This window comes from Frankia nepalensis (assembly GCF_016786325.1).
Lineage (GTDB): Bacteria > Actinomycetota > Actinomycetes > Frankiales > Frankiaceae > Pseudofrankia > Pseudofrankia nepalensis.
In genome coordinates this window covers 60,227-78,512 of the sequence record NZ_JADWYU010000144.1, presented here as the reverse complement: position 1 = coordinate 78,512, position 18,286 = coordinate 60,227, and the positions used below count along the sequence as shown (strand labels likewise).

12 protein-coding genes are annotated in these 18,286 nt (G+C 74.9%); 6 read left to right on the top strand and 6 right to left on the bottom strand.

Annotated elements, in window-relative coordinates; all coding sequences use genetic code 11:
* Window positions 1-73: 73 nt before the first annotated feature.
* Both I6A81_RS22255 and I6A81_RS22250 read left to right on the top strand, forming a co-directional pair.
* Entirely contained in the window at window positions 74-469 is a 396-nt protein-coding gene (locus tag I6A81_RS22255; RefSeq protein ID WP_238429664.1) for an MmcQ/YjbR family DNA-binding protein, read from the top strand.
* A gap of 270 nt (window positions 470-739) precedes the next feature.
* Window positions 740-1,573 (top strand): bifunctional 5,10-methylenetetrahydrofolate dehydrogenase/5,10-methenyltetrahydrofolate cyclohydrolase, encoded by an 834-nt coding sequence (locus I6A81_RS22250; protein WP_203004756.1) that lies wholly within the window; start codon window positions 740-742, stop codon window positions 1,571-1,573.
* A 343-nt stretch (window positions 1,574-1,916) separates the two neighbouring features.
* On the opposite strand, the gene I6A81_RS22245 is transcribed toward I6A81_RS22250, so the two are convergent.
* On the bottom strand, window positions 1,917-3,659 hold the full coding sequence (locus I6A81_RS22245; protein ID WP_203004755.1) for a GGDEF domain-containing protein: 1,743 nt from the start codon (window positions 3,657-3,659) through the stop codon (window positions 1,917-1,919).
* A gap of 511 nt (window positions 3,660-4,170) precedes the next feature.
* On the opposite strand from I6A81_RS22245, the gene I6A81_RS22240 reads away from it, so the two are divergent.
* Entirely contained in the window at window positions 4,171-9,039 is a 4,869-nt protein-coding gene (locus tag I6A81_RS22240; protein ID WP_203004754.1) for a diguanylate cyclase, read from the top strand.
* Between the two features lie 4 nt (window positions 9,040-9,043).
* On the opposite strand, the gene I6A81_RS22235 is transcribed toward I6A81_RS22240, so the two are convergent.
* Window positions 9,044-9,337: a helix-turn-helix domain-containing protein gene (locus I6A81_RS22235; RefSeq protein WP_203004753.1), complete on the bottom strand. Its 294-nt coding sequence runs from the start codon at window positions 9,335-9,337 to the stop codon at window positions 9,044-9,046.
* 90 nt (window positions 9,338-9,427) lie between these two features.
* Here I6A81_RS22235 and map point away from each other — a divergent pair, with 90 nt between their 5' ends.
* Both map and I6A81_RS22225 read left to right on the top strand, forming a co-directional pair.
* Window positions 9,428-10,195 (top strand): type I methionyl aminopeptidase, encoded by a 768-nt coding sequence (gene map, locus I6A81_RS22230; RefSeq protein ID WP_203004752.1) that lies wholly within the window; start codon window positions 9,428-9,430, stop codon window positions 10,193-10,195.
* Between the two features lie 251 nt (window positions 10,196-10,446).
* The gene (locus I6A81_RS22225; RefSeq protein ID WP_203004768.1) at window positions 10,447-10,887 is read left to right on the top strand and encodes a CBS domain-containing protein; all 441 of its coding nucleotides are present in this window, start codon (window positions 10,447-10,449) and stop codon (window positions 10,885-10,887) included.
* Window positions 10,888-10,953: 66 nt separating this feature from the next.
* Here I6A81_RS22225 and I6A81_RS22220 read toward each other — a convergent pair whose 3' ends face one another.
* From I6A81_RS22220 to I6A81_RS22210, 3 genes are read right to left on the bottom strand one after another with little or no spacing between them, the layout of a single operon-like run.
* Window positions 10,954-13,494 (bottom strand): ABC transporter permease, encoded by a 2,541-nt coding sequence (locus I6A81_RS22220; RefSeq protein WP_307874819.1) that lies wholly within the window; start codon window positions 13,492-13,494, stop codon window positions 10,954-10,956.
* On the bottom strand, window positions 13,491-14,240 hold the full coding sequence (locus tag I6A81_RS22215; protein WP_203007075.1) for an ABC transporter ATP-binding protein: 750 nt from the start codon (window positions 14,238-14,240) through the stop codon (window positions 13,491-13,493). The genes I6A81_RS22220 and I6A81_RS22215 overlap by 4 nt, the downstream gene beginning before the upstream one ends.
* The gene (locus I6A81_RS22210; RefSeq protein WP_203007074.1) at window positions 14,237-14,770 is read right to left on the bottom strand and encodes a PadR family transcriptional regulator; all 534 of its coding nucleotides are present in this window, start codon (window positions 14,768-14,770) and stop codon (window positions 14,237-14,239) included. The genes I6A81_RS22215 and I6A81_RS22210 overlap by 4 nt, the downstream gene beginning before the upstream one ends.
* Before the next feature lie 232 nt (window positions 14,771-15,002).
* Between I6A81_RS22210 and I6A81_RS22205 the strand changes: the two genes are divergently transcribed.
* On the top strand, window positions 15,003-16,472 hold the full coding sequence (locus I6A81_RS22205) for a serine/threonine-protein kinase (RefSeq protein WP_307874818.1): 1,470 nt from the start codon (window positions 15,003-15,005) through the stop codon (window positions 16,470-16,472).
* A gap of 213 nt (window positions 16,473-16,685) precedes the next feature.
* Here I6A81_RS22205 and I6A81_RS22200 read toward each other — a convergent pair whose 3' ends face one another.
* Window positions 16,686-17,504 carry a class I SAM-dependent methyltransferase gene (locus I6A81_RS22200; RefSeq protein ID WP_203007072.1) on the bottom strand — a complete coding sequence of 273 codons (819 nt, stop codon included), beginning with the start codon at window positions 17,502-17,504 and terminating at the stop codon, window positions 16,686-16,688.
* Between the last annotated feature and the right edge of the window lie 782 nt (window positions 17,505-18,286).

Sequence of the window (18,286 nt, the reverse complement as noted above, 5' to 3'; positions counted from 1 at the left end):
CGCGACGTGGCGGCGCGGTCGAAGTGTCGACGCGGTCTGGGAACTGTCGGTGCCGTCTGGCATGGTGCCAGGCATGGCTGAGCGCCCACCCGTGCCTGTCGAGATGGTCAGCCGCCTCGGCGCGCTGCTGACCCGCTTTCCCGACTGCCTCGAGGAGGACGCCTGGACGGGCGTGCGCTGGCGCGTCGGTGACGCGATGGTGGCGCACGTGTTCGGCGGCGAGGACCAGCTGTTCCGGATCGTCTTTCGCGCCGAGCCCGGTGAGGTGCTCGCGTTCGAGCGCCTCGGCCCGCCGTACTTCAGGGCGTCGTGGGGCGAGAACACCGTCGGCCTGCTCCTTGACGACGCCACCGACTGGGAGGAGCTCGCCGAGCTCCTGACCGACTCCTACTGCCTGATGGCCCCACCCCGGCTGGCCGAACAGGTGCCGCGGCCGAGCCTGCACGAGACAGCGGAACCACAGGCATAGGGTGCCGGCGCGACCGAGGGGCTGGCACAGGCCGGGCGCCGGTGAGGTATCAGCGGCGGCGCGGCGCCTGGGGTGGGTTCTCGCTGATGCCTTGGGTGAGCCAGCCGTGGGCCGGCGGCAGCCGAGGCGCTCCTCCCCCGGGCGTTCCCACCATTAACTTGATCAACTTCGCCGAGCTGGCGCGTCAACAGCGTTGACTATCTTGTGGAATGGGGCGGCGCGAGACGGTCGGTGACCGTTCGGCGCGGAAGCTGTTGTTACGGTGCCGGCATGAGGCTTCTGGACGGGCGGGCGATGGCCGCCGAGATCGGCCGCGGCGTCGTCGACGAGGTGGAGCGGCTGGCCGAGACGGACGTGACGCCGACCCTGGCCGTGGTGGTGCCGAGCGCGGACCCCGCGGCGCTCTCCTACGTGCAGGTGATCGAACGGACCGCGGGCAAGGTCGGGGTCGCCGTGCAGGTCCACCATCCGGCCGGCGGGCCGGACGAGCTGGCCGCGGTCCTGGACAAGCTGGCGGTCGACCGGGCGGTGCACGGCGTGCTGGTGCAGACCCCGCTGCCGGCCGGGAGGACCGCCGGCGAGGTGGGCGTGCGGATCCCGCCGGTGAAGGACGTCGACGGGATGAACCCGCTCAGCCTCGGCCGGCTGGCGCTCGGCCTGCCGGCGTTCCCGTCGGCGACGGCCGAGGCGGTGGTCGAGATCCTGCGCCGCGCCGAGGTCCCGCTCGCCGGCGCGCGGGCCTGCGTGATCGGTCGCGGACCGGTCGTCGGGAAGCCGGCGGCGCTGCTGCTGCTCGCCGAGGACGCGACGGTGACGGTCTGCCACTCGCGGACGAAGGATCTCGCGACGGTGGCGCACGAGGCGGACATCGTCGTCGCCGCGGTGGGCCAGCCGAAGCTGGTCGGCGCCGGGTTCGTCCGTCCGGGGGCGACGGTCGTCGACGTCGGCACGAACGTCACCGACGCCGGCCTGGTCGGTGACGTCGACGTCGACGCGATCGCGCCCGTCGCCGGCGCGCTCACCCCGGTTCCCGGCGGGGTCGGCCCGGTCACGACGATGCTCCTGCTGCGCAACACCGTCCTGGCCGCCCGCCACTCCCGCTGAGCCGCCGGTCAGTGGGCGGCACGATCTGACCGAAGGACTCGGCTCGGTCCAGTCGGCGCGAGTGCCACCCACTGGCGGCTACCGGCACCGAGCCTGCCTCATGCCGACCCGGCAGCTCCCCTTGGTTCCGAGGTCCGGCGTTGGCCGACCACGCGGGGCGACGGGAAATCGCTGGTGCTGACCGGTCCTGAGATCGGGCCATGGGCTGTGGTGCCAGACGAGGAGGTATTCGGCACCATGGCCTCTGGGTTCATGGCCGAACACCCCACAGGTCATGACCAGCCGCCCGTCGGAGCCGCCCCACGCACCGGAGCCGCCCCGCGCACCGGTCACGAGGTTGCCGTCAGTCGGGCTGGGCGGTCTGGGCCGGCACCGGTGGCGGGGCGGGGTCCGTCACCGCCCGGTCCGCGACCGACCGCTCGGCGGCGAGCCGGACGCGGTCACGGCCAGCGTTCTTGGCCTGGTAGAGGGCCGCGTCGGCGGCCTCGAGGGCGTCGGCGAGCCCGACGGCCGCCGGGCAGGTCGCCGCGCCGATCGACACGGTGACGCCGACGGCCGACGGCCCGCCGGGCGCGGCGAGCGGGCCCAGCGGGCAGCGGGTGGCGGCGACCCGCGCGCGGATGCGTTCGGCGATCTCGGCGGCGGCCGGCAGGTCGACGTCGGCGAGCAGGACGACGAACTCCTCGCCGCCGAACCGGCCGACCAGGTCCCAGGGTCGGGTGGCGGCGCGCAGCGCGTCGGCGACGGCGACCAGCACCGTGTCGCCGAACAGGTGGCCGTGGCGGTCGTTGACCTGTTTGAAGTGGTCGATGTCGACGAGCAGGACCGACAGCGGCCGGCCGGCCCGCCGGGTCCTGGCGAGCTCGGCGTCGGCGACCTCGCGCCACCAGGCGGCGTTGGCGAGCCCGGTCTTGGGATCGGTGCGCGCCGCGGCGAGCAGTTCCTCGGGCGGCAGGCTGCGCACCAGCACCAGCGCGGGCGGGACGACCGTGATCATGAGGAGCGGGTTGGCTGCCCACAGCGTGGCGACCGCGACCGCGCAGCACAGCGCCACGGCCTCGGGGCCGGCCCCCGCGGGCAGCGGCGACCGGCCACCGGGTCCCGCGGTCGGTGACGGGTGGCCGGGGCGGGTCGCGCGGACCACGAGCGCGGGCGTGAGCGTGGTGAGCAGGAGCGCGCGGACCGCGGCGTAGGCGAGCGTCGCGGCGGCCAGCGCGGCGACGCGGGCCGGTGAGCCGACCAGGGTGTGCGCCGTGTAGGGGCCGGCCGCCGGCGCGAGGACGCCGTGCAGCCAGGAGGCCGCGGCGCCGGCGATGCCCAGCGCCGCGGCCCTGGCCACTCTGCCCCGGGCGCCCTCGGTCGTCGCGCTCTCGTCCGCCGGCCGCCCGGCGCGCGCGTGGGTGCCGCCGCCCTGGGGCAGGCACAGCGGCAGGTGGGCGAGCAGGGCGTAGCCCGGGGGGAGCAGCAGGGCGACCGGCAGGGTCCAGATCGTGAGCAGGTCGTCGCGGGCCTGGGCGCGGCGCTGTCCGGCGAGGCCGCGGGTCGTGACCAGCGCGAGCGCGGCGAGCGTGAGCAGGCAGGCGAAGGTGACCAGGTCGGCGAGCCGGAATGTCGGGTGGGTGAGCCAGGCGACGGCGAGCCCCAGCCAGGTGGCCGTCAGGGTGGCCGTTCGCCAGTACGCCACCTTCTCGCTGCCCGGGAAGGCGTCGCCGGGAGCGGGGCCGGGGCCTGTCAGCTCGGGCCGGGCGGGCGGGACGACCGGTCCCGGCCGGGTCCTCGCGGGCAGCCGGTGCGCGGTGGCGCCCACGATGGCGGCGGCCGGTGGCCGCGCGGGCAGGCGGGGCGGACGGGCGGCTGGGGCGGCGTCGGACGCGGGGGCGGACGCTGTGTCGACGGCGGGTGTGGGCACGGGAACGGTGGGCAGGCCGGTCGGCGGCGTGTCGACCACCCAGGCGCCGTCCGCCAGCGTCGTCGGGGTCGTCGTCTCGCCCCGGCGCGCCGTGGGCCGGGCCATCCACCACCACGCGCGCAGCGCGACGCCTAACCGGTCCAGCCGGGAAATCTGGGCATCGGTCGCGCTGGCCATGGGGCATCGGCCTTCCTCGTCCGGATCCAGGGCGGGGATCGCCAGTTCGCACCCCCCTGGGCATTGCTACTCACTGTGCTCCGCTGAGAACAAACAGTACGAAGACTGGGCGGCCATCGGCAACTACTTCGCTGATGTCGGGAATCTGTCGCCTTAGGTAACCACTACCCGCGATCGATCTACAGAAAGCGACATCGCTGCCACTACACTTCCGGGCTGACCTGCGCGAACGAGCCCCTCCCCCTGGCTGGCCCACCCGTACGTGGCGATATCGAGAACACTGTGGTCTCTCCCGCGAGATCACAGCATGTTCACGGTTGGCGCGCGCGGACGGCCCCACCCACGGGCCAGGACGCGGCCAGCGGGCCCGTGCCGCGCGCCGCGGGCGGTCGCGCCAGCCGACCCGCCGTCACCGCATGGGTCCGACGGTTCACTCATCGGATCAAGGGCAGGCTGGACCTGTGGGTGGTGCGTGCAGCGGCGCGCTGGCGCAGGGCCTGGGTCGTGGCGCATGACGCCCGTCGGGGACCCGTCGACGGCGGCAGGGGTGGAGCTGCTCCATGAGTCGGAGCGGACCCGGATCACCCGGCTGCTGCTGGACACGGGCAGCGTGATCCGCAAGGAGCCGCTGGGACCCGAGGCGCCGCGACGGCTGCGCCACGAGGTGGAGATCCTCGAGCGGCTGGCGGGCGTGGAGGGCGTCGCGCGGCTGGCGTCCGAAGCGCCGCGGTCCCCGGGGGCGATCCTGCTGGCCGACGTCGGCGGGGATGCCCTGTCCACGCGGGCGACGCCGCTGGACTCCGCCAGGCTGGTGGATCTCGCCTGGCTGCTCGCCCGCGCCGTGGCCGGGATGCATCGCCGCGGGGTGGTCCATCGGGATGTCAGCCCGGCGAACATCGTGGTGAGCCCGGACGGGGACTCCCCCTGTCTGATCGACTTCGCGCTGGCCACGACGGTTCCCGCCGTCCAGCCGCGGTTCGCCCATCCCAGCCAGATCGTCGGGACCTTGCCGTATCTGGCGCCGGAGCAGACCGGCCGGACCAGGCGCCCGGTCGACCAGCGGGCCGACCTGTACGCGGTCGGGGCGATCCTGTACGAGCTGGCGACCGGCGCGCCGCCGTTCGGCGCCCACGACCCGTTGCGGATCATTCATGACACGTTGACACGGATGCCGCCTCCGCCGGCGGCCGTGAATCCCGCGGTGCCGGCCGGCCTGTCCCGGATCATCATGCATCTGCTGGAGAAGGAGCCGGACGGCCGCTACCAGAGCGCGGACGGGCTGGTACGTGACCTGTCCCGGCTGCGCCGGGAGGGCACGCTGGCGTGTCCCGGTCAGCAGGACTTTCCGGACCGGCCGTTCACGCCGTCGCGGCTGGCCGGGCGGGATCGGGAGATCGGGGAGCTCGACGAGGCGTTCGCCGAGGCGATGGCGGGCCGCTGCAGCGGGATCCTGCTCGGCGGCGCGCCGGGAGTGGGCAAGACCGCGCTGGTCGGCGAGCTGCGGCCGATCGTGGCTCGTCACGACGGTTGGTTCGTGTCGGGCAAGTTCGATCAGTATCGCCGTGACCAGGAGTACGACGGGGTCGCGCGGGCGTTTCGGGCGCTTGGCCGGCTGCTGCTGGCCGAGCCGGAGGACCGGTTGGCGGAGGTCCGGGAGGAGTTGCTGCGGCGCCTCGGGCCGAACGCCGGCCTGGCCGCCATCGCCGTGCCGGAGCTGGCGACCCTGATGCGGATCAGCCCGGAGCCGGGGGACCCGATGTCCGCCCGGGGGCGGGCGCAGCACGCCGCGGTGGAGATCCTGCGCGCCGTCGCCTGCCCGCGCCGGCCGGTGGTGTTCTTCGTCGATGACCTGCAGTGGGCCGGGCGGACACCGCTGGGCTTCGTGGAACAGGTCCTCGCCGGCGAGGAGAAGATCGAAGGGCTGCTGCTGGTGGCCGCCTACCGGGAGAGCGACGTGGACGCCGCCCATCCGCTGGCGCCGATGCTCGCCCGCTGGCGGTCCGAGCCGCCCGGTCCCCGCCGGCTGCGCCTCGACGGCCTGCCACCGGCGGGCCAGGCGGCCATGGTGGCCGACCTGCTGCGCCTGGCTCCCCCGGCCGCAGGGGAGCTCGCGGAGCTGATCGCGCCGGCGACGGGTGGCAATCCCTACGACACGGTCGAGCTGTTGGGCGCGCTTCGCCATGACGGGGTCCTGACCGCCGGTGACCATGGCTGGCGGTGGGAGCCGGCCGCGGTGCGCGCCCGGCTGGACCAGGTGGACATGACCGGTCTGCTGGCCGGTCATGTCGCCACCCTGCCACCGGCGACGACCGCCCTGCTGGCGGCGGTCGCCTGCCTGGCCGGGCAGGTCGAGTTCGACCTGCTGGAGGCCGCGACCGGGCTGGACGGCGACGAGCTGGAGCGCCGGCTCGCCCCGGCGTTCGCCGACGGCGTGCTGGTCCTGGAGCTCGACGGCCGGCCCAGCGCGCGGTTCTCCCATGACCGGGCGCGCGAGTCGGTCCTGAGCTCCCTGACGGCGGCGGCGCGCCAGGATCGGCATCTGCGCCTGGCGAGGCGGCTGGCGGGCCGGCCGGAGTACCACGCGGTGGCGGCGGAGCAGTACCTGGTCGTGGCCGACGCGGTACGCGACGCCGGGGAACGGCGGCTGATGACCGGGCTGTTTCGCCGGGCAGCCGCCGCCGCGACGGTGCTGGGCAACTTCCTGCTGGCGGAGCGGTTCCTGACGGCCGCGGCGGGGCACGTCGACCCGGCGGACCTCGACGAGGCGGTCGCCGTCCACAGCGAGCGCCAGTCCGCCCTGTACTGCCTCGGCCGGCTCGACGAGACGGACGGGGAGTTCCGCACGGTCTGCCGGCTGGCCGCCGAGCCGGCGCGGCGCACGACGGCGGTCCTGTCCCAGATCCTGAGCCTGACCAACCGCAACCATCCAGAAGAGGCGATCCGCCTCGGTCTCGACCAGTTGCGGTGCCTCGGTTTCGCCGTGCCCGACCGGGAGGATCTCGGTGGGGAGATCGACCGCGGCCTCGACGCGCTCTATCCGTGGATGGAGCAGACCGACGAGTCCGACGACCTGCGGCGGTCGGGGGTGTCCGGCCGCGAACGGCGCGACGCCATGAGGATCTTCGACCGGCTCATGCCCGCGGCGTACTTCTGCGACCACGAGATGATGGCCTGGCTGACCGTGCAGGCGCTCGCGCTGTGGGCACGGCACGGCCCGGATCCGGCGCTGCTGGGACCGGCGGGCCATATCGCGTTCGTGACGATCGTGCGGCGCGGCGACTACCGGACCGGGCACCGGATAATGCGGCGCCTGCTCGCGGTCGGCCGCGCGCGTGGCTACGAGCCCGAGCTGTGGATGGCGTGGTTCCTGTACGTGGTGAGCACGGGCCACTGGTTCGACGCTCTCGAGACGAACGTGGCCGAGGCGCGGGACGCGCTGGCGGCGCTGCTGCGGAACGCCGACCTGCACCATGCCTGCTGGACGCACTATGTGCTGTTGTCCAACCTGCTGGACAGCGCGCCGACGCTCGAGGTCTACCTCACCGAGGTCGACGAGGCGCTGGCGATGGCCGCGCGCACCGGCAACGGTCACGCCGAGGAGACGTTCCTGCCATGGCGGCGCCTCGCGCGGGTCCTGCGCGGCGAGGCGGCCGACTCGGCGGCGGACGAGACGGCCGTGCTCGGCAAGCTGACCGGCAATCCGTTCGCGCTGGCCAACCTGCATGCCACCCGGGCGATCACGGCGGCGGTGCTCGACCAGCCGGCGGAGCTGGCCCGGCACACGGCGGCGGCCATGGCGTTCGTGTCGACGCTCGGGGCCAACCACGTGATCGGCACGGCGCGGGTCCTGCGCGCGGTGGCCGTGGCCTGGCAGGCGCGGACGGGGCGGGCGGACGGGCGTGACGCCGCGCTGGCCGAGCTGGACGAGCTGGTCGACTGGCTGTCGGAGCGGGCGGCCGACGCGCCGGTCAACTTCCAGCATCTGCTGCGCCTGGTCGAGGCGGAACGAGCCTGGGCCGTCGGCCATTTCCGGCAGGCGGCCTGCGGGTTCGACCTGGCCCTGCGGGAGGCCGCGACCCGCGGGCGCCCGTGGCACCGGGCTCTGATCGCGGAACGGGCCGCGCGGTTCTACCTGGCGCACGGCATGACGTTGGCGGGCAACTCGCTGCTGGCCGCCGCCCGTCGCCAGTACGTGGCCTGGGGGGCGGCCGCGAAGGTCGGTCAGCTCGACTGGGCGCATCCGACGCTCGCCGGGTCGGCGTCGTCCGCGCCGCCGGGGCAGTCCGCCACCCGCCGTTCGACGTTCACGGCCGGCACGATCGACGTGCGGGCGATCGTCGCCGCGTCGCAGGCGCTGAGCTCCGAGACGACGATCGAGGGCCTGCGGGTCCGACTCAAGGGCATCCTGTCGGAGATGACGGGCGCCACCGGTGTCCACGTCCTGCTGTGGAGCCCGGAGGAACGCGGTTGGCTGGCGCCGGCGTGCCCGGGGGGCACGGACCGGCTCGCGGAGGCCGGTCCGCGCTGCCCGCTGCCGTCGTCGGTGATCCGGTACGCCGAGCGCACCGGCGAGCCGGTCGTCGTCGCGGACGCGACCCGTGACGACCGGTTTCGTCGCGACCCGTGCTTCCGGGGGCTGGACCGCTGCTCGCTGCTGGCCGTGCCGATCGCGATCCGGGGTGAGCCGCGGGCGATGCTGGTGCTGGAGAACCGGATGATCCGTTCGGCGTTCTCCCATGAGCACCTTGAGGGGATCATGCTCATCGCCGGGCAGTTGACGGTCTCGCTCGACAATCTCCAGGTGTATGCGTCGTTGGAGCGCAAGGTGGCCGAGCGGACCGGGCAGTTGGCCGCCGCCAACCGGCGCCTCGAGCAGCTTTCGGTCACCGATCCGCTGACGGGGCTGGCGAACCGGCGGCGGCTCGAGGAGGTGCTGGGCTCCGAATGGAACCGGGCCCGGCAGCAGGCCCGCCCGCTGGCACTCGCCATGATCGACATTGATCATTTCAAGCTGTACAACGACCACTTCGGGCATGCCGCGGGTGACCGGTGCCTGGCGCGGGTCGCGGCCCGGCTGGTCTGGGACCTGGGCAACACGCCGCTGGCCGCGCGGTACGGGGGTGAGGAGTTCGTCCTGGTGCTGCCGGACACCGACGTCGAGGCCGCGGGCCGGCTGGCATGGCGGCTGTGCCGCGGCGTCACGGAGCTCGCCGAGCCGCATCCGCTGGTCGCCGCGCGGGTCGTCACGGTGAGTGTCGGGGTGGCCGCGGCGGTGCCCGCCGCCGGGGACGAGGTGGCGGGGCTGGTCGAGCGCGCCGACGCCGCGCTGTACCGGGCGAAGCGCGGTGGGCGTGGCCGGGTGGAGGCCGCGCCGGGGTGAGGTGTCAGGCGGACATGCGGTGGGCGACGTAGTCGAGGGCGTCGGCGACGCGGCCGGAGTTGGCGCACGCGGCGGCGATCTCGTCGAGGGAGATCCCGAGGACGGCGGCCAGGGCCGCGACGGTGAAGAACGCGGGGGTCGGGATCCGACCGGACTCGATCTTGCGGATCGTCTCGGCGGAGACGCCGGCGAGCTCGGCGACGCGCACCATGCTGCGCTCGCCGCGGGCGGCGCGCAGCAGGGCGCCGAGCCGTTCGCCGCGGGCCCGTTCGTCGCTGGTCAGCGGGGTGCGCACCATGGCCACATCCTAGCCCGGTATTTGTATCCCGGTATAGTTATCGACATCGTTCACGGGCGCCGCGGCGCCCCGCCCCCCAGGAGCCCGGACATGGTCGAACTGAAGTCGCCGGAGGCGATCGCCGCGATGCGCGAGGCCGGCCGGGTGGTCGCGCGGGCGCTGGAGGCGGCCCGTGCCGCCGCCCGGGTCGGCGCGAGCCTGCGCGAGCTCGACACGGCCGCCGCCGAGGTGATCGCCGCGGCAGGCGCGACGTCGACGTTCCAGAACTACCTGCCCTCGTTCGCGCCGACCCCGTTCCCGGCGGTGATCTGCGCGTCGGTCAACGACGTGATCGTGCACGGCATCCCGGACGACTACCGGCTGCGCGACGGGGACCTGGTCAGCATCGACTGCGGCGCCGAGCTCGGCGGCTGGACCGGCGACGCCGCTGTCAGCTTCACCGTCGGCGCCGCCCGGCCCGCGGACCAGCGCCTGATCACGGCCGCCGAGCAGGCGCTCGCCGCCGGGATCGCCGCCGCCCGCCCCGGCGGGCGCCTCGGCGACATCGCGCACGCCGTCGGCCTGGTCTGCCGCCGCTCGGGCTACGGCATCCCGGACGGCTTCGGCGGGCACGGCATCGGCCGGCGGATGCACGAGGACCCGCACGTGCCCAACGAGGGCCGGCCGGGACGCGGGCTGCCGCTGCGCCCCGGGCTGGTGCTCGCGATCGAGCCGATGCTGATCAGCGGCGGGCGTGACCGCTACCGCACCGACCCGGATGGCTGGGCACTGCGCACCACCGACGGCAGCCGCGCCGCCCACGTCGAGCACACCGTCGCGATCACCGCCGAGGGACCCCGGGTGCTCACGCTGCTCTGAGGGCCGCCGGGATCCCGTCGACGGACGGTGACCCCGGGCCACCGCGACGTTCATGATCGCCGGGGCTTGCGCGCGGGCGAGGCGGGTATCCCGACGACGGCCAGCCGGCGCGCGGCGACGCGGCACGACCGCGCTCGACGACCGCGTCCGACGACCGCGCCCGCCGGCGGCCGCCGAGCAGCCGCCGGCGCCGGGACCGGCAGTCATGATCCCGTCCGTCGGCGGCTGGATGTCGACGCGAGAGGACCGTCATGACGACCGCACGCGAGATCATGCACTCGGACGCCACCTGCATTGGGGCGAGCGAAACCCTGCTCGACGCCGCGCGCAGGATGCGGGACCTGGGTGTCGGCGCGCTGCCGATCTGCGGCGACGACGACCGATTGCAGGGAATCATCACCGACCGTGACATCGTGGTGCGCTGCCTGGCCGCCGGCGGCGACCCGGCGACGACGCCGGCGAGCCAGCTCGCCCAGGGCAAGCCGTTCTACGTCGACGCGGCCGCGGACCTCGACGAGGTCCTCCAGCGGATGAGCGAGCACCGGGTCAAGCGGATGCCGGTGATCGACGACCACCGCCTCGTCGGGATGATCAGCGAGGCGGACCTGGCCTCCTGCGGCAAGCTGTCCGACAACCAGCTCAGCCAGTTCGTGGAGGCCGTCAAGTCCGGCCCCGCCGACCGCGTCGGCTAACCCCGGTCCGCGCCCGCCGCCTCCTCGGCGCGGGCCGCCGGCCGTGGCCGGACGGCCCGCGCCGGGTTATTCAGCACGCAGGCCGGCGGGGCGCATCAGCCGCCACAGCACCGGCAGGCTCGCCACCGTCACGCCGGCGACGACGGCCACGGTCGCCGCCGCCACGGTCGCGACGTGCGCCCAGTCGAACGTGGGCGACCAGTCGACCAGGTGCAGCAGCGCGCTGCCCAGGCCCAGGCCCACGCCGGTCGCGAGGCCCACCCCGAGCACCATCGGCACGGCCGTCTGCCACAGCACGGACGCGGCCAGGGTGGACCGCCGGGTCCCGAAGGCGACCAGCACCGCGAGCACCCGCCGCCGTTCGCGCAGCTGCTCGACGACGGTCACCAGCAGGCTCGCCCCGATCAGACCCAGCACGACGACGATCCCGACGTAGAGCGACAGGCGGATCTGGCCGAACCTCGGGTCGAGGACGAGGTCACCGAACGCCATCGTGGTCATGAGCGGGTCGACGCGGGCGGCCGCGTCCGTGAGCCGGTCCAGGGCGCCGGGTACCCGCCGGTCCACGTCGACGACCGCCGTCGGTCGCAGCGCGGTGACCACGGCCGTCGGCACGGCGCCCGGCGTGGCGAGCACCCCGTCGTACATCGGGTGGTTCGTCCGCGTCACGACGGCCGTCGCGGGAATCGTCCAGACCGGCCGGTCCGGGTCCGGTGCGTCACCCTCGACGGGCGGGGGGTCGCCGACGACGAGCCGCACCCCCGGACCGGGCAGGACCGGTTCCGACGTGGAGTCCAGCAGCTGTCTGGTCGCCGGGTCGGCGATCTGTTCGGGGTCGAGCACCAACGGCGGCGAGCCGTCGTCGGCCGTCGGGCCCGCCGGGCCGTACGACCACCAGCCCTGGGGTGAGTAAGGCGCTGCGGCGAGGAAGACGTCGCCGTCGGCGCAGCTGGAGATCCTGGCCAGCTGGCGCAGCGTCGGGCAGTCGGCGACGGTGAGGACCGTCCCGAGCCCGCCGTAGCCCGGGTTGCCCCCGATCGGCTCCACCGACGTCGCGTAGCCCTTGGCGAAGCCGACCGCCCCGGTCGTCCCCTCGATCCCGGTCACCGACCGGGCGAGCGTCGGCGCGGCCCGGCCGTCGGTCGAGCCGTCGACCTCCACCGCGACCAGCGAGTCGCGGGTGCCGTCGGGGCGGACGAAGGCCTGCTCCGCGACGGTGAAGACCATCTGCAGGGCGATCGCGCCCGCGACGGCGACCGAGACGGCGGCGACCGAGCGGACCGTGGTGGCGCTGTCCAGTTGCAGCCGGCGCACCGCGAGCTGCCAGCTGATCGGCCCGGCGCCGAGCCGGCGCACCGCCGCTTCGACCAGCCAGGGAAGCAGGACGGTCACGCCCAGGAGGGTCAGGACCACTCCGGCGGCGAGCTGGGCCTGGGGGCCGGCGCCGAAGGGGCCGTCGAGGTCGACGGGCAGCACGAGGGCGATGCCGATCGCCGGCATCGCGAGGCGCCACCACAGCCGCCGCCGGGTCGTCGGCGCGCGCCGGACCACTCCGAACGGCTCGACCACCACCCCGCGCAGCGCGAACAGGGTCACCGCGACGGCGCTCGCCGGCACGGCGGCCAGCACCAGCGCCACCAGCGCCGGAACCGGCCGGATGTCGTCGGTGAACACGCTCGCGCCGAACAGCGTGAACCGCTGCGCGCACGCGCGGCCGACGACGAACAGCGCCGCGCCGGCCAGGCAGCCCGCCGCGGCGCTCGCCAGCGCCCCGCCGGCGGCGATCCGCCGGGCCATCGCCGGGTCCGCGCCGAGCAGCCGCACGGCGGCCAGCTGCCGGTCGCGGGCCTCTCCGCCGAACCGGACCGCCGCCGCGGTGAACGCCCCGATCGGCAGCAGGAGCACGGCGACGATGACGATCACAAGCATCATGAGCGCGGCCGGCAGCGGGCCCTCGGACGGCCCCGCGACGCCGAAACGGTCGATCCGGGCCACCGTCGACGAGTTGCTCGACCGCAGCTCGGAGCCCGCCGGGGCGCCGATGTAGACGAACAGCTCGTTCGGGCCGGACAGGCCGTCGCGGCCGATCGTCGCGACCCGGTGGAACGGCAGCCGGGCGGCCAGGCTCGACCCGTCGCCGGCCGAGTCGAGCAGCCGGGCGAGCGCCGGGGACACGGCCATCTCGCCGGGGCCGGGCACGGCGGACAGGCCGGGCGGGACGGGCGGGCGGGTGCCCTCGGGCCGCAGCACCAGGCCGCTGACCCGGATCCCGCCGGTCTCGGTCCGGTAGTCGCGCACCTGCATCGTGGTGTCGCCGCGCGCCGGGGAGACGGCCCACTCCCAGTCGCGGGCCTCGTGGCGGTCGGCCCGCGCCGCGAGGATGGCGGGCACCGAGGCGGCGACGAGCAGCAGCGCGACCCCGAGGCCGACGCCGAGGCCGGTCAGCGCCGTGCGCAGCCAGGCCGAGCCGCCGCCGGCCACCGCCAGCCGGGCGCCCAGCAGCAGTTGCGTCGCCGCCGCGCGCGCCGGGCCGGCCGCGCCGCCGCTGGGACCGTCGGGCTCGCGCGGGGCCGGGTCGTCCAGGCGCCGGGTGGTCGGGGCGCTCACCCGAATGTCCGGGTGCGGCCGTCGCGCACGACGACCTCGCGGTCGGAGTAGGCCGCGACGCGGGCGTCGTGGGTGACCAGGACGACGGCGGCCCGGCTCGCGCGGGCGGCCTCGGTCAGCAGGCGCATGACCTGCTCGCCGTTGAGGGAGTCCAGCGCGCCGGTGGGCTCGTCGGCGAAGATGACTTTGGGCTGGGTGACGAGGGCGCGGGCGACCGCGACCCGCTGGCCCTGGCCGCCGGAGACCTCACCGGGCCGTTTGCGCGCGACGTCGGCGACGGCGAGCCGCTCGAGCTCGCCGACGGCGCGGCGCTGCGCCTCGCGGCGGCGCACCCCGGACAGGCGCAGCGGCAGGGCGACGTTCTCCGCGCAGGTCAGCTCGGGGACGAGCTGACCGAACTGGAAGACGAAACCGAACTCGCCGCGGCGCAGCGCGCTGCGGGCCGTCTCGGACATCCTCGACAGGCTCCGGTCGCCGTAGCGGACCTCGCCGGCGTCCGGCGGGAAGATCCCGGCCAGGCAGTGCAGCAACGTCGACTTGCCCGATCCGCTCGGCCCCATCAGCGCGACGATCTCGCCCGCGGCGACCCGCAGGCTGGCACCGTCGAGCGCGGTCGTCGCGCCGAACCGCTTGCGCAGCTCGACGGCGGCCAGCAGCGACCCGCCCTCGGCCGTCGCCTCGGCCGGGGTGGCTGTCGGGCTGATGGGTGTCGCCTCGGCCAGCGGGCCGGGGGTGTCGGGCGTCATGGCCGGGCCTCCGTGACCGTCCGGGCGAGGGCGTCGAGCCGGGCGGCGGCGAGCTCCAGGAAGCGCAGGTCTGCCTCCAGGTGGAACAGCGCGTGGTCGCAGACGAGCTGGTCGGCGAGGTCGCCGGTGGCCTTGCGACGGGTGAGCGCGCGCATCGTGTTCAGATGCTCGGCGCGCTGCCGGTCGAGCACGTCGGCGGCCGGCCGGCCGGTGAGCAGCGCGATCACGAGCTTCGTGTAGAGGGTGCTCTGCAGGTAGAGCTCGGGCTTCTCCGGCGCCGCGAGCCAGCGCTCGACGTCGGTGACGCCGGCCGTGGTGATCGCGTACCGCTTCCGTTCCGGCCCGTCGCCCGGGGTCACGCCGTCGACCTCGACGAGGCCGCCCTTGAGCAGCCGCGACAGCGTCGCGTAGACCTGCCCGTAGTGCAGCGGCCGGTCCTGCCCGAACCGCTCGTCGTAGGACCTCTTCAGGTCGTAGCCGTGCCGCGGCCCGCTCTCCAGCAGCCCCAGCAGGGCGTGTCCGATCGACATGACGGCGACTATACATGGCATGTATACATGCTGTGTATACCGGCGTGGGATGCCGGCCGACCGGGTGATCACGAGCCGCCCGGCCGGTGTCGTCACGGGCGCCGCGGCGCAGGGCGCGTGGCTCCTCCGCTCACCGAAAGCGGGACCTCGCGGGGATATGGCGCGGACTTGCGGGCATGTACGGCGGACGCGCTCGGGGCGGGCGCGGCGACGTCGAGAGGCTGGGGCATCGGTGAAGGCGCTGCGCCACGGAGATCCTGCATCCGTCGGTCCGTTCCAGCTCGCCGCCCGGCTGGGCAGCGGCGGGATGGGCGTGGTCTACCTCGGAGAGGACGCCGCGGGCCGGCAGGCCGCCGTCAAGGTCCTGCGGGACGAGTACGCCGACGATCCGGACTTCGTCCGACGCTTCAGCAGGGAGGTGGCCGCGGCAGCGGCGGTCGACAGCCCGCGGGTGGCGCGGCTGCTCGATGCCGACCCCGAAACGGAGCAGCCCTGGCTGGCCTCCGAGTACATCCCGGGATCCGACCTACGGACGGTGGTCGCCAGGCACGGCCCACTGCCGGCGCACCGCCTGCGGGAACTGGCGATCGACCTGGCCTCGGCGCTGGTCGCCATCCATCAGGCCGCGGTGGTGCACCGCGACCTGAAACCGAGCAACGTCATGCTGGCCCCCGACGGCGCGAAGGTCATCGACTTCGGCATTGCCGCCGGGCTCCCCGGCACCATGACCACGACCGGGGTGGTCCTCGGCAGCGTCGGCTACATCGCCCCGGAGCTTCTCGCCACGGCCAGCCGCCCCGGGCCCGCCGCGGACGTCTTCGCCCTGGGGCTCACCCTCGCCTACGCGGCCACCGCGAGGGCTCCGTTCGGCGACGGCCCGCCTGATTCCCTCCTCTACCGGACGGTCTATGCCGAGCCCGACCTGACGGCTCTCCCACGACACCTGCGAACAGTGATCGCCGCGACGGTGCGCAAGCAGCCCGACTGCCGGCCGAGCGCGAGCCGCCTCCTCGACGAGCTGTCCGCCGCCTCGCCCGCGGGCGGACCCCCGACAGCGCCGATGGCAGAGCCAGCGAAGCCGCCCGCGCGGCGTCCGGCCCAGGCTCCGCCGCCCCGGTCCCGCCTCGCGGGTTCCTCGGCGGCCTCCCCGCTCCTGCCGTCGGCGCGGTTCTCGATCGCGGGCCTGGACACCGGTTCCGACGGACCCGCCGCGTCCCCACCGGCCGAGCCGGCCACCGCGCACGGCGCCGCCGAGGCGGGCGGCCGTAGGCGTCGCCGCGCGCTGGTACCCGTCGCCGGGATGCTGGTCGCCCTCGCCGCCGCGACCAGCCTGCAGGCGGCGTCCGACCCGGACACGGCGGTCCAGCCCTCCTCGCCGCCGGCCTCCCGGCCGTCGGCCGGCACAACCACCCCGCCCGACGGCGAGTCCACGGTTGGGCAGGATGGCGGCTCCTCCGGCGGGGCGGCGCCCGCGCACGCCACCGGGAGCGCCGCGACCAGCGCGCCAGGTGCCCCGGCCGTGACAGGTCAGGCGGTCGCCGCCGCCCCGGCGTCGGACTGCGCCGCGTCCGGAACCGACGGGGCGGCGGCCTCGGATGATGCCGCCTGTGAGCCGGACGAGGACGGCGGCGGCTCGCGGCCCGTCGCCCGAGACAAGGGCCACGGGCCTCCGCCCTGGGCCGGTCAGCGCGGGGGGCCGTAGGCGCTGCTCCCCCGCTGATCCCAGCCCTCAGGGCGCGTGGCGCGCTCGGGCAACAGCGGGGCCAGCGCCACCAGCGAGGGCTCGGCGGGTGCGGGGTGCCGAACAGGGTGCGCGGCACGATCGTGGGCCTGTGCCTGTGCCTGTGCCGGTACGCCGGTGGTTCCTATGACCTCATGACCAGTCAGGCAGGTGACCGGGAGCGAGGACCCGCCGCTACGCCGCCTTGGTCGCCCGCACGGCCGCGGTCGTGAAGGTGACCAGGAGCTGGCCGTCCGCGTCAACGGGGCCGAAGCCGGTCGGCGCGCCGCCGGCGAGCTCGGCGCGCAGGTCCGCGACGACGGCGTCCCGGTCGGCCATGGGAGTCAGGATCCGGTCGAGGGGCAGGCGCCCGGGCGCCTGCCCCTCGTCGTGCTCCAGCGGTCCCAGCTGCGCGCGCAGCAGCTCGACCAGTTCCGGACGCAGCAGGACCGCGGCGTGTGACGGGTCGAGCTTGCGGTGCAGCGCGTCGAACGGGCCGCGCAGGTCGGCGCTCGGCGCGACCATGTCCGAGATCGCCACCGCGCCGCCCGGCCGGCACACCCGGACCATCTCCGCGACCGGCCCGCCCGGGCGTGGGAAGTGGTGCAGCGCCGCCCGGGACACGACCACGTCGAACGAGCCGTCCAGGAACGGCAGCGCGGCGGCGTCACCCTCCTGCAGGAGCACGTTCGTGATCCCCGCCGCCGCCAGCCGGTCGGCCGCCATCCCCAGCAACGCGCCGGTCAGGTCGATCCCGACCACCTGACGCACGTGCGGCGCGATTTGTTCGGCGAGATGGCCCGCGCCGCAGGCCACGTCGAGGACAATCGTGTCCGGGCGCAACGGCCCCACCCAGGCCGGCGGCGGCGTGGCCCGGGGGGCGGCGAACACCGCGTTCTCCCCCGCGAACAGGCCGGTCTGCTGGGTGAAGGACCGCTGCACGGTCGCGTCGTGGTCGTCGTCGCCGGCCCGACGCGCGGTCTCGTCGGGGTGGGCGTCACGGGAGTCGCTCATGACCGTGATGTAACCCCCGTCACCCCATGGCCGTCTCCGCATAGTCGGCCACGAATTGTACTTAAACGGCCAGCTGGGACGCGCGTTGCGCACCCGCGAAGCCGAAGCCGGCACCAACACGCTCGCCTTGCTTGCCTGCCTCTGTCGCTTGCCTGCCTCTGTCGCGCCTGCGCCCCGACGCCGTCGCCGCCGACCTGGCGGCCACCGGCCCCGCCGCCGACCGCCGCTCATCACCACCGGGGCAGCTCACCCTCGCCGTCTTCCGTCAGCGTTGCGGACGAACCTCTCGACGACCCGGCCACTGGCGAGCCCGCCGGCGTGCCGTGGTGCCGCGTCACCTACCGCCCCGACAAGTGCGCCAGCGCCGGTAAACGCTGCCACGAACACATTGTCTGCCAGAAGGGCGGCGAACTACGGCGCACCAGGATCGCATGGCCCCGAACGGAGACGCTCTGGATGGACGATTCAAGGATTCACCTGGATCACGATCGGCAGCCTGTGTCGCGCCGGCTGGCGCTGATAACAGTGGTCGTAGTGGTCGGCACCGCCGGTTGCAGAGGGGGCAGCCGCCGTCCGCCGGTCAGACCACCAAGGAGACCGAATCCGCCCGATACTCCGGAGTTCCCCTATATTCCGGATCAAAGCTTCCCGGGAGGTACATACGCGGCTAGCGACCGGCAGTCGGGTTGGCTGTGGTGCAACAAGTGCCAGGGCCTCTTCTACGGCGGCAACACACCCAACCCACCCTGCCCCGCCAGCGGCGGCCACGACGGATCCGCCAG

Coding starts and splice junctions, on each gene's coding strand:
- I6A81_RS22255 (WP_238429664.1), top strand. CDS start 74: ATGGCTGAGCGCCCACCCGTGCCTGTCGAGATGGTCAGCCGCCTCGGC.
- I6A81_RS22250 (WP_203004756.1), top strand. CDS start 740: ATGAGGCTTCTGGACGGGCGGGCGATGGCCGCCGAGATCGGCCGCGGC.
- I6A81_RS22245 (WP_203004755.1), bottom strand. CDS start 3,659: ATGGCCAGCGCGACCGATGCCCAGATTTCCCGGCTGGACCGGTTAGGC.
- I6A81_RS22240 (WP_203004754.1), top strand. CDS start 4,171: ATGACGCCCGTCGGGGACCCGTCGACGGCGGCAGGGGTGGAGCTGCTC.
- I6A81_RS22235 (WP_203004753.1), bottom strand. CDS start 9,337: ATGGTGCGCACCCCGCTGACCAGCGACGAACGGGCCCGCGGCGAACGG.
- map (WP_203004752.1), top strand. CDS start 9,428: ATGGTCGAACTGAAGTCGCCGGAGGCGATCGCCGCGATGCGCGAGGCC.
- I6A81_RS22225 (WP_203004768.1), top strand. CDS start 10,447: ATGACGACCGCACGCGAGATCATGCACTCGGACGCCACCTGCATTGGG.
- I6A81_RS22215 (WP_203007075.1), bottom strand. CDS start 14,240: ATGACGCCCGACACCCCCGGCCCGCTGGCCGAGGCGACACCCATCAGC.
- I6A81_RS22210 (WP_203007074.1), bottom strand. CDS start 14,770: ATGTCGATCGGACACGCCCTGCTGGGGCTGCTGGAGAGCGGGCCGCGG.
- I6A81_RS22200 (WP_203007072.1), bottom strand. CDS start 17,504: ATGAGCGACTCCCGTGACGCCCACCCCGACGAGACCGCGCGTCGGGCC.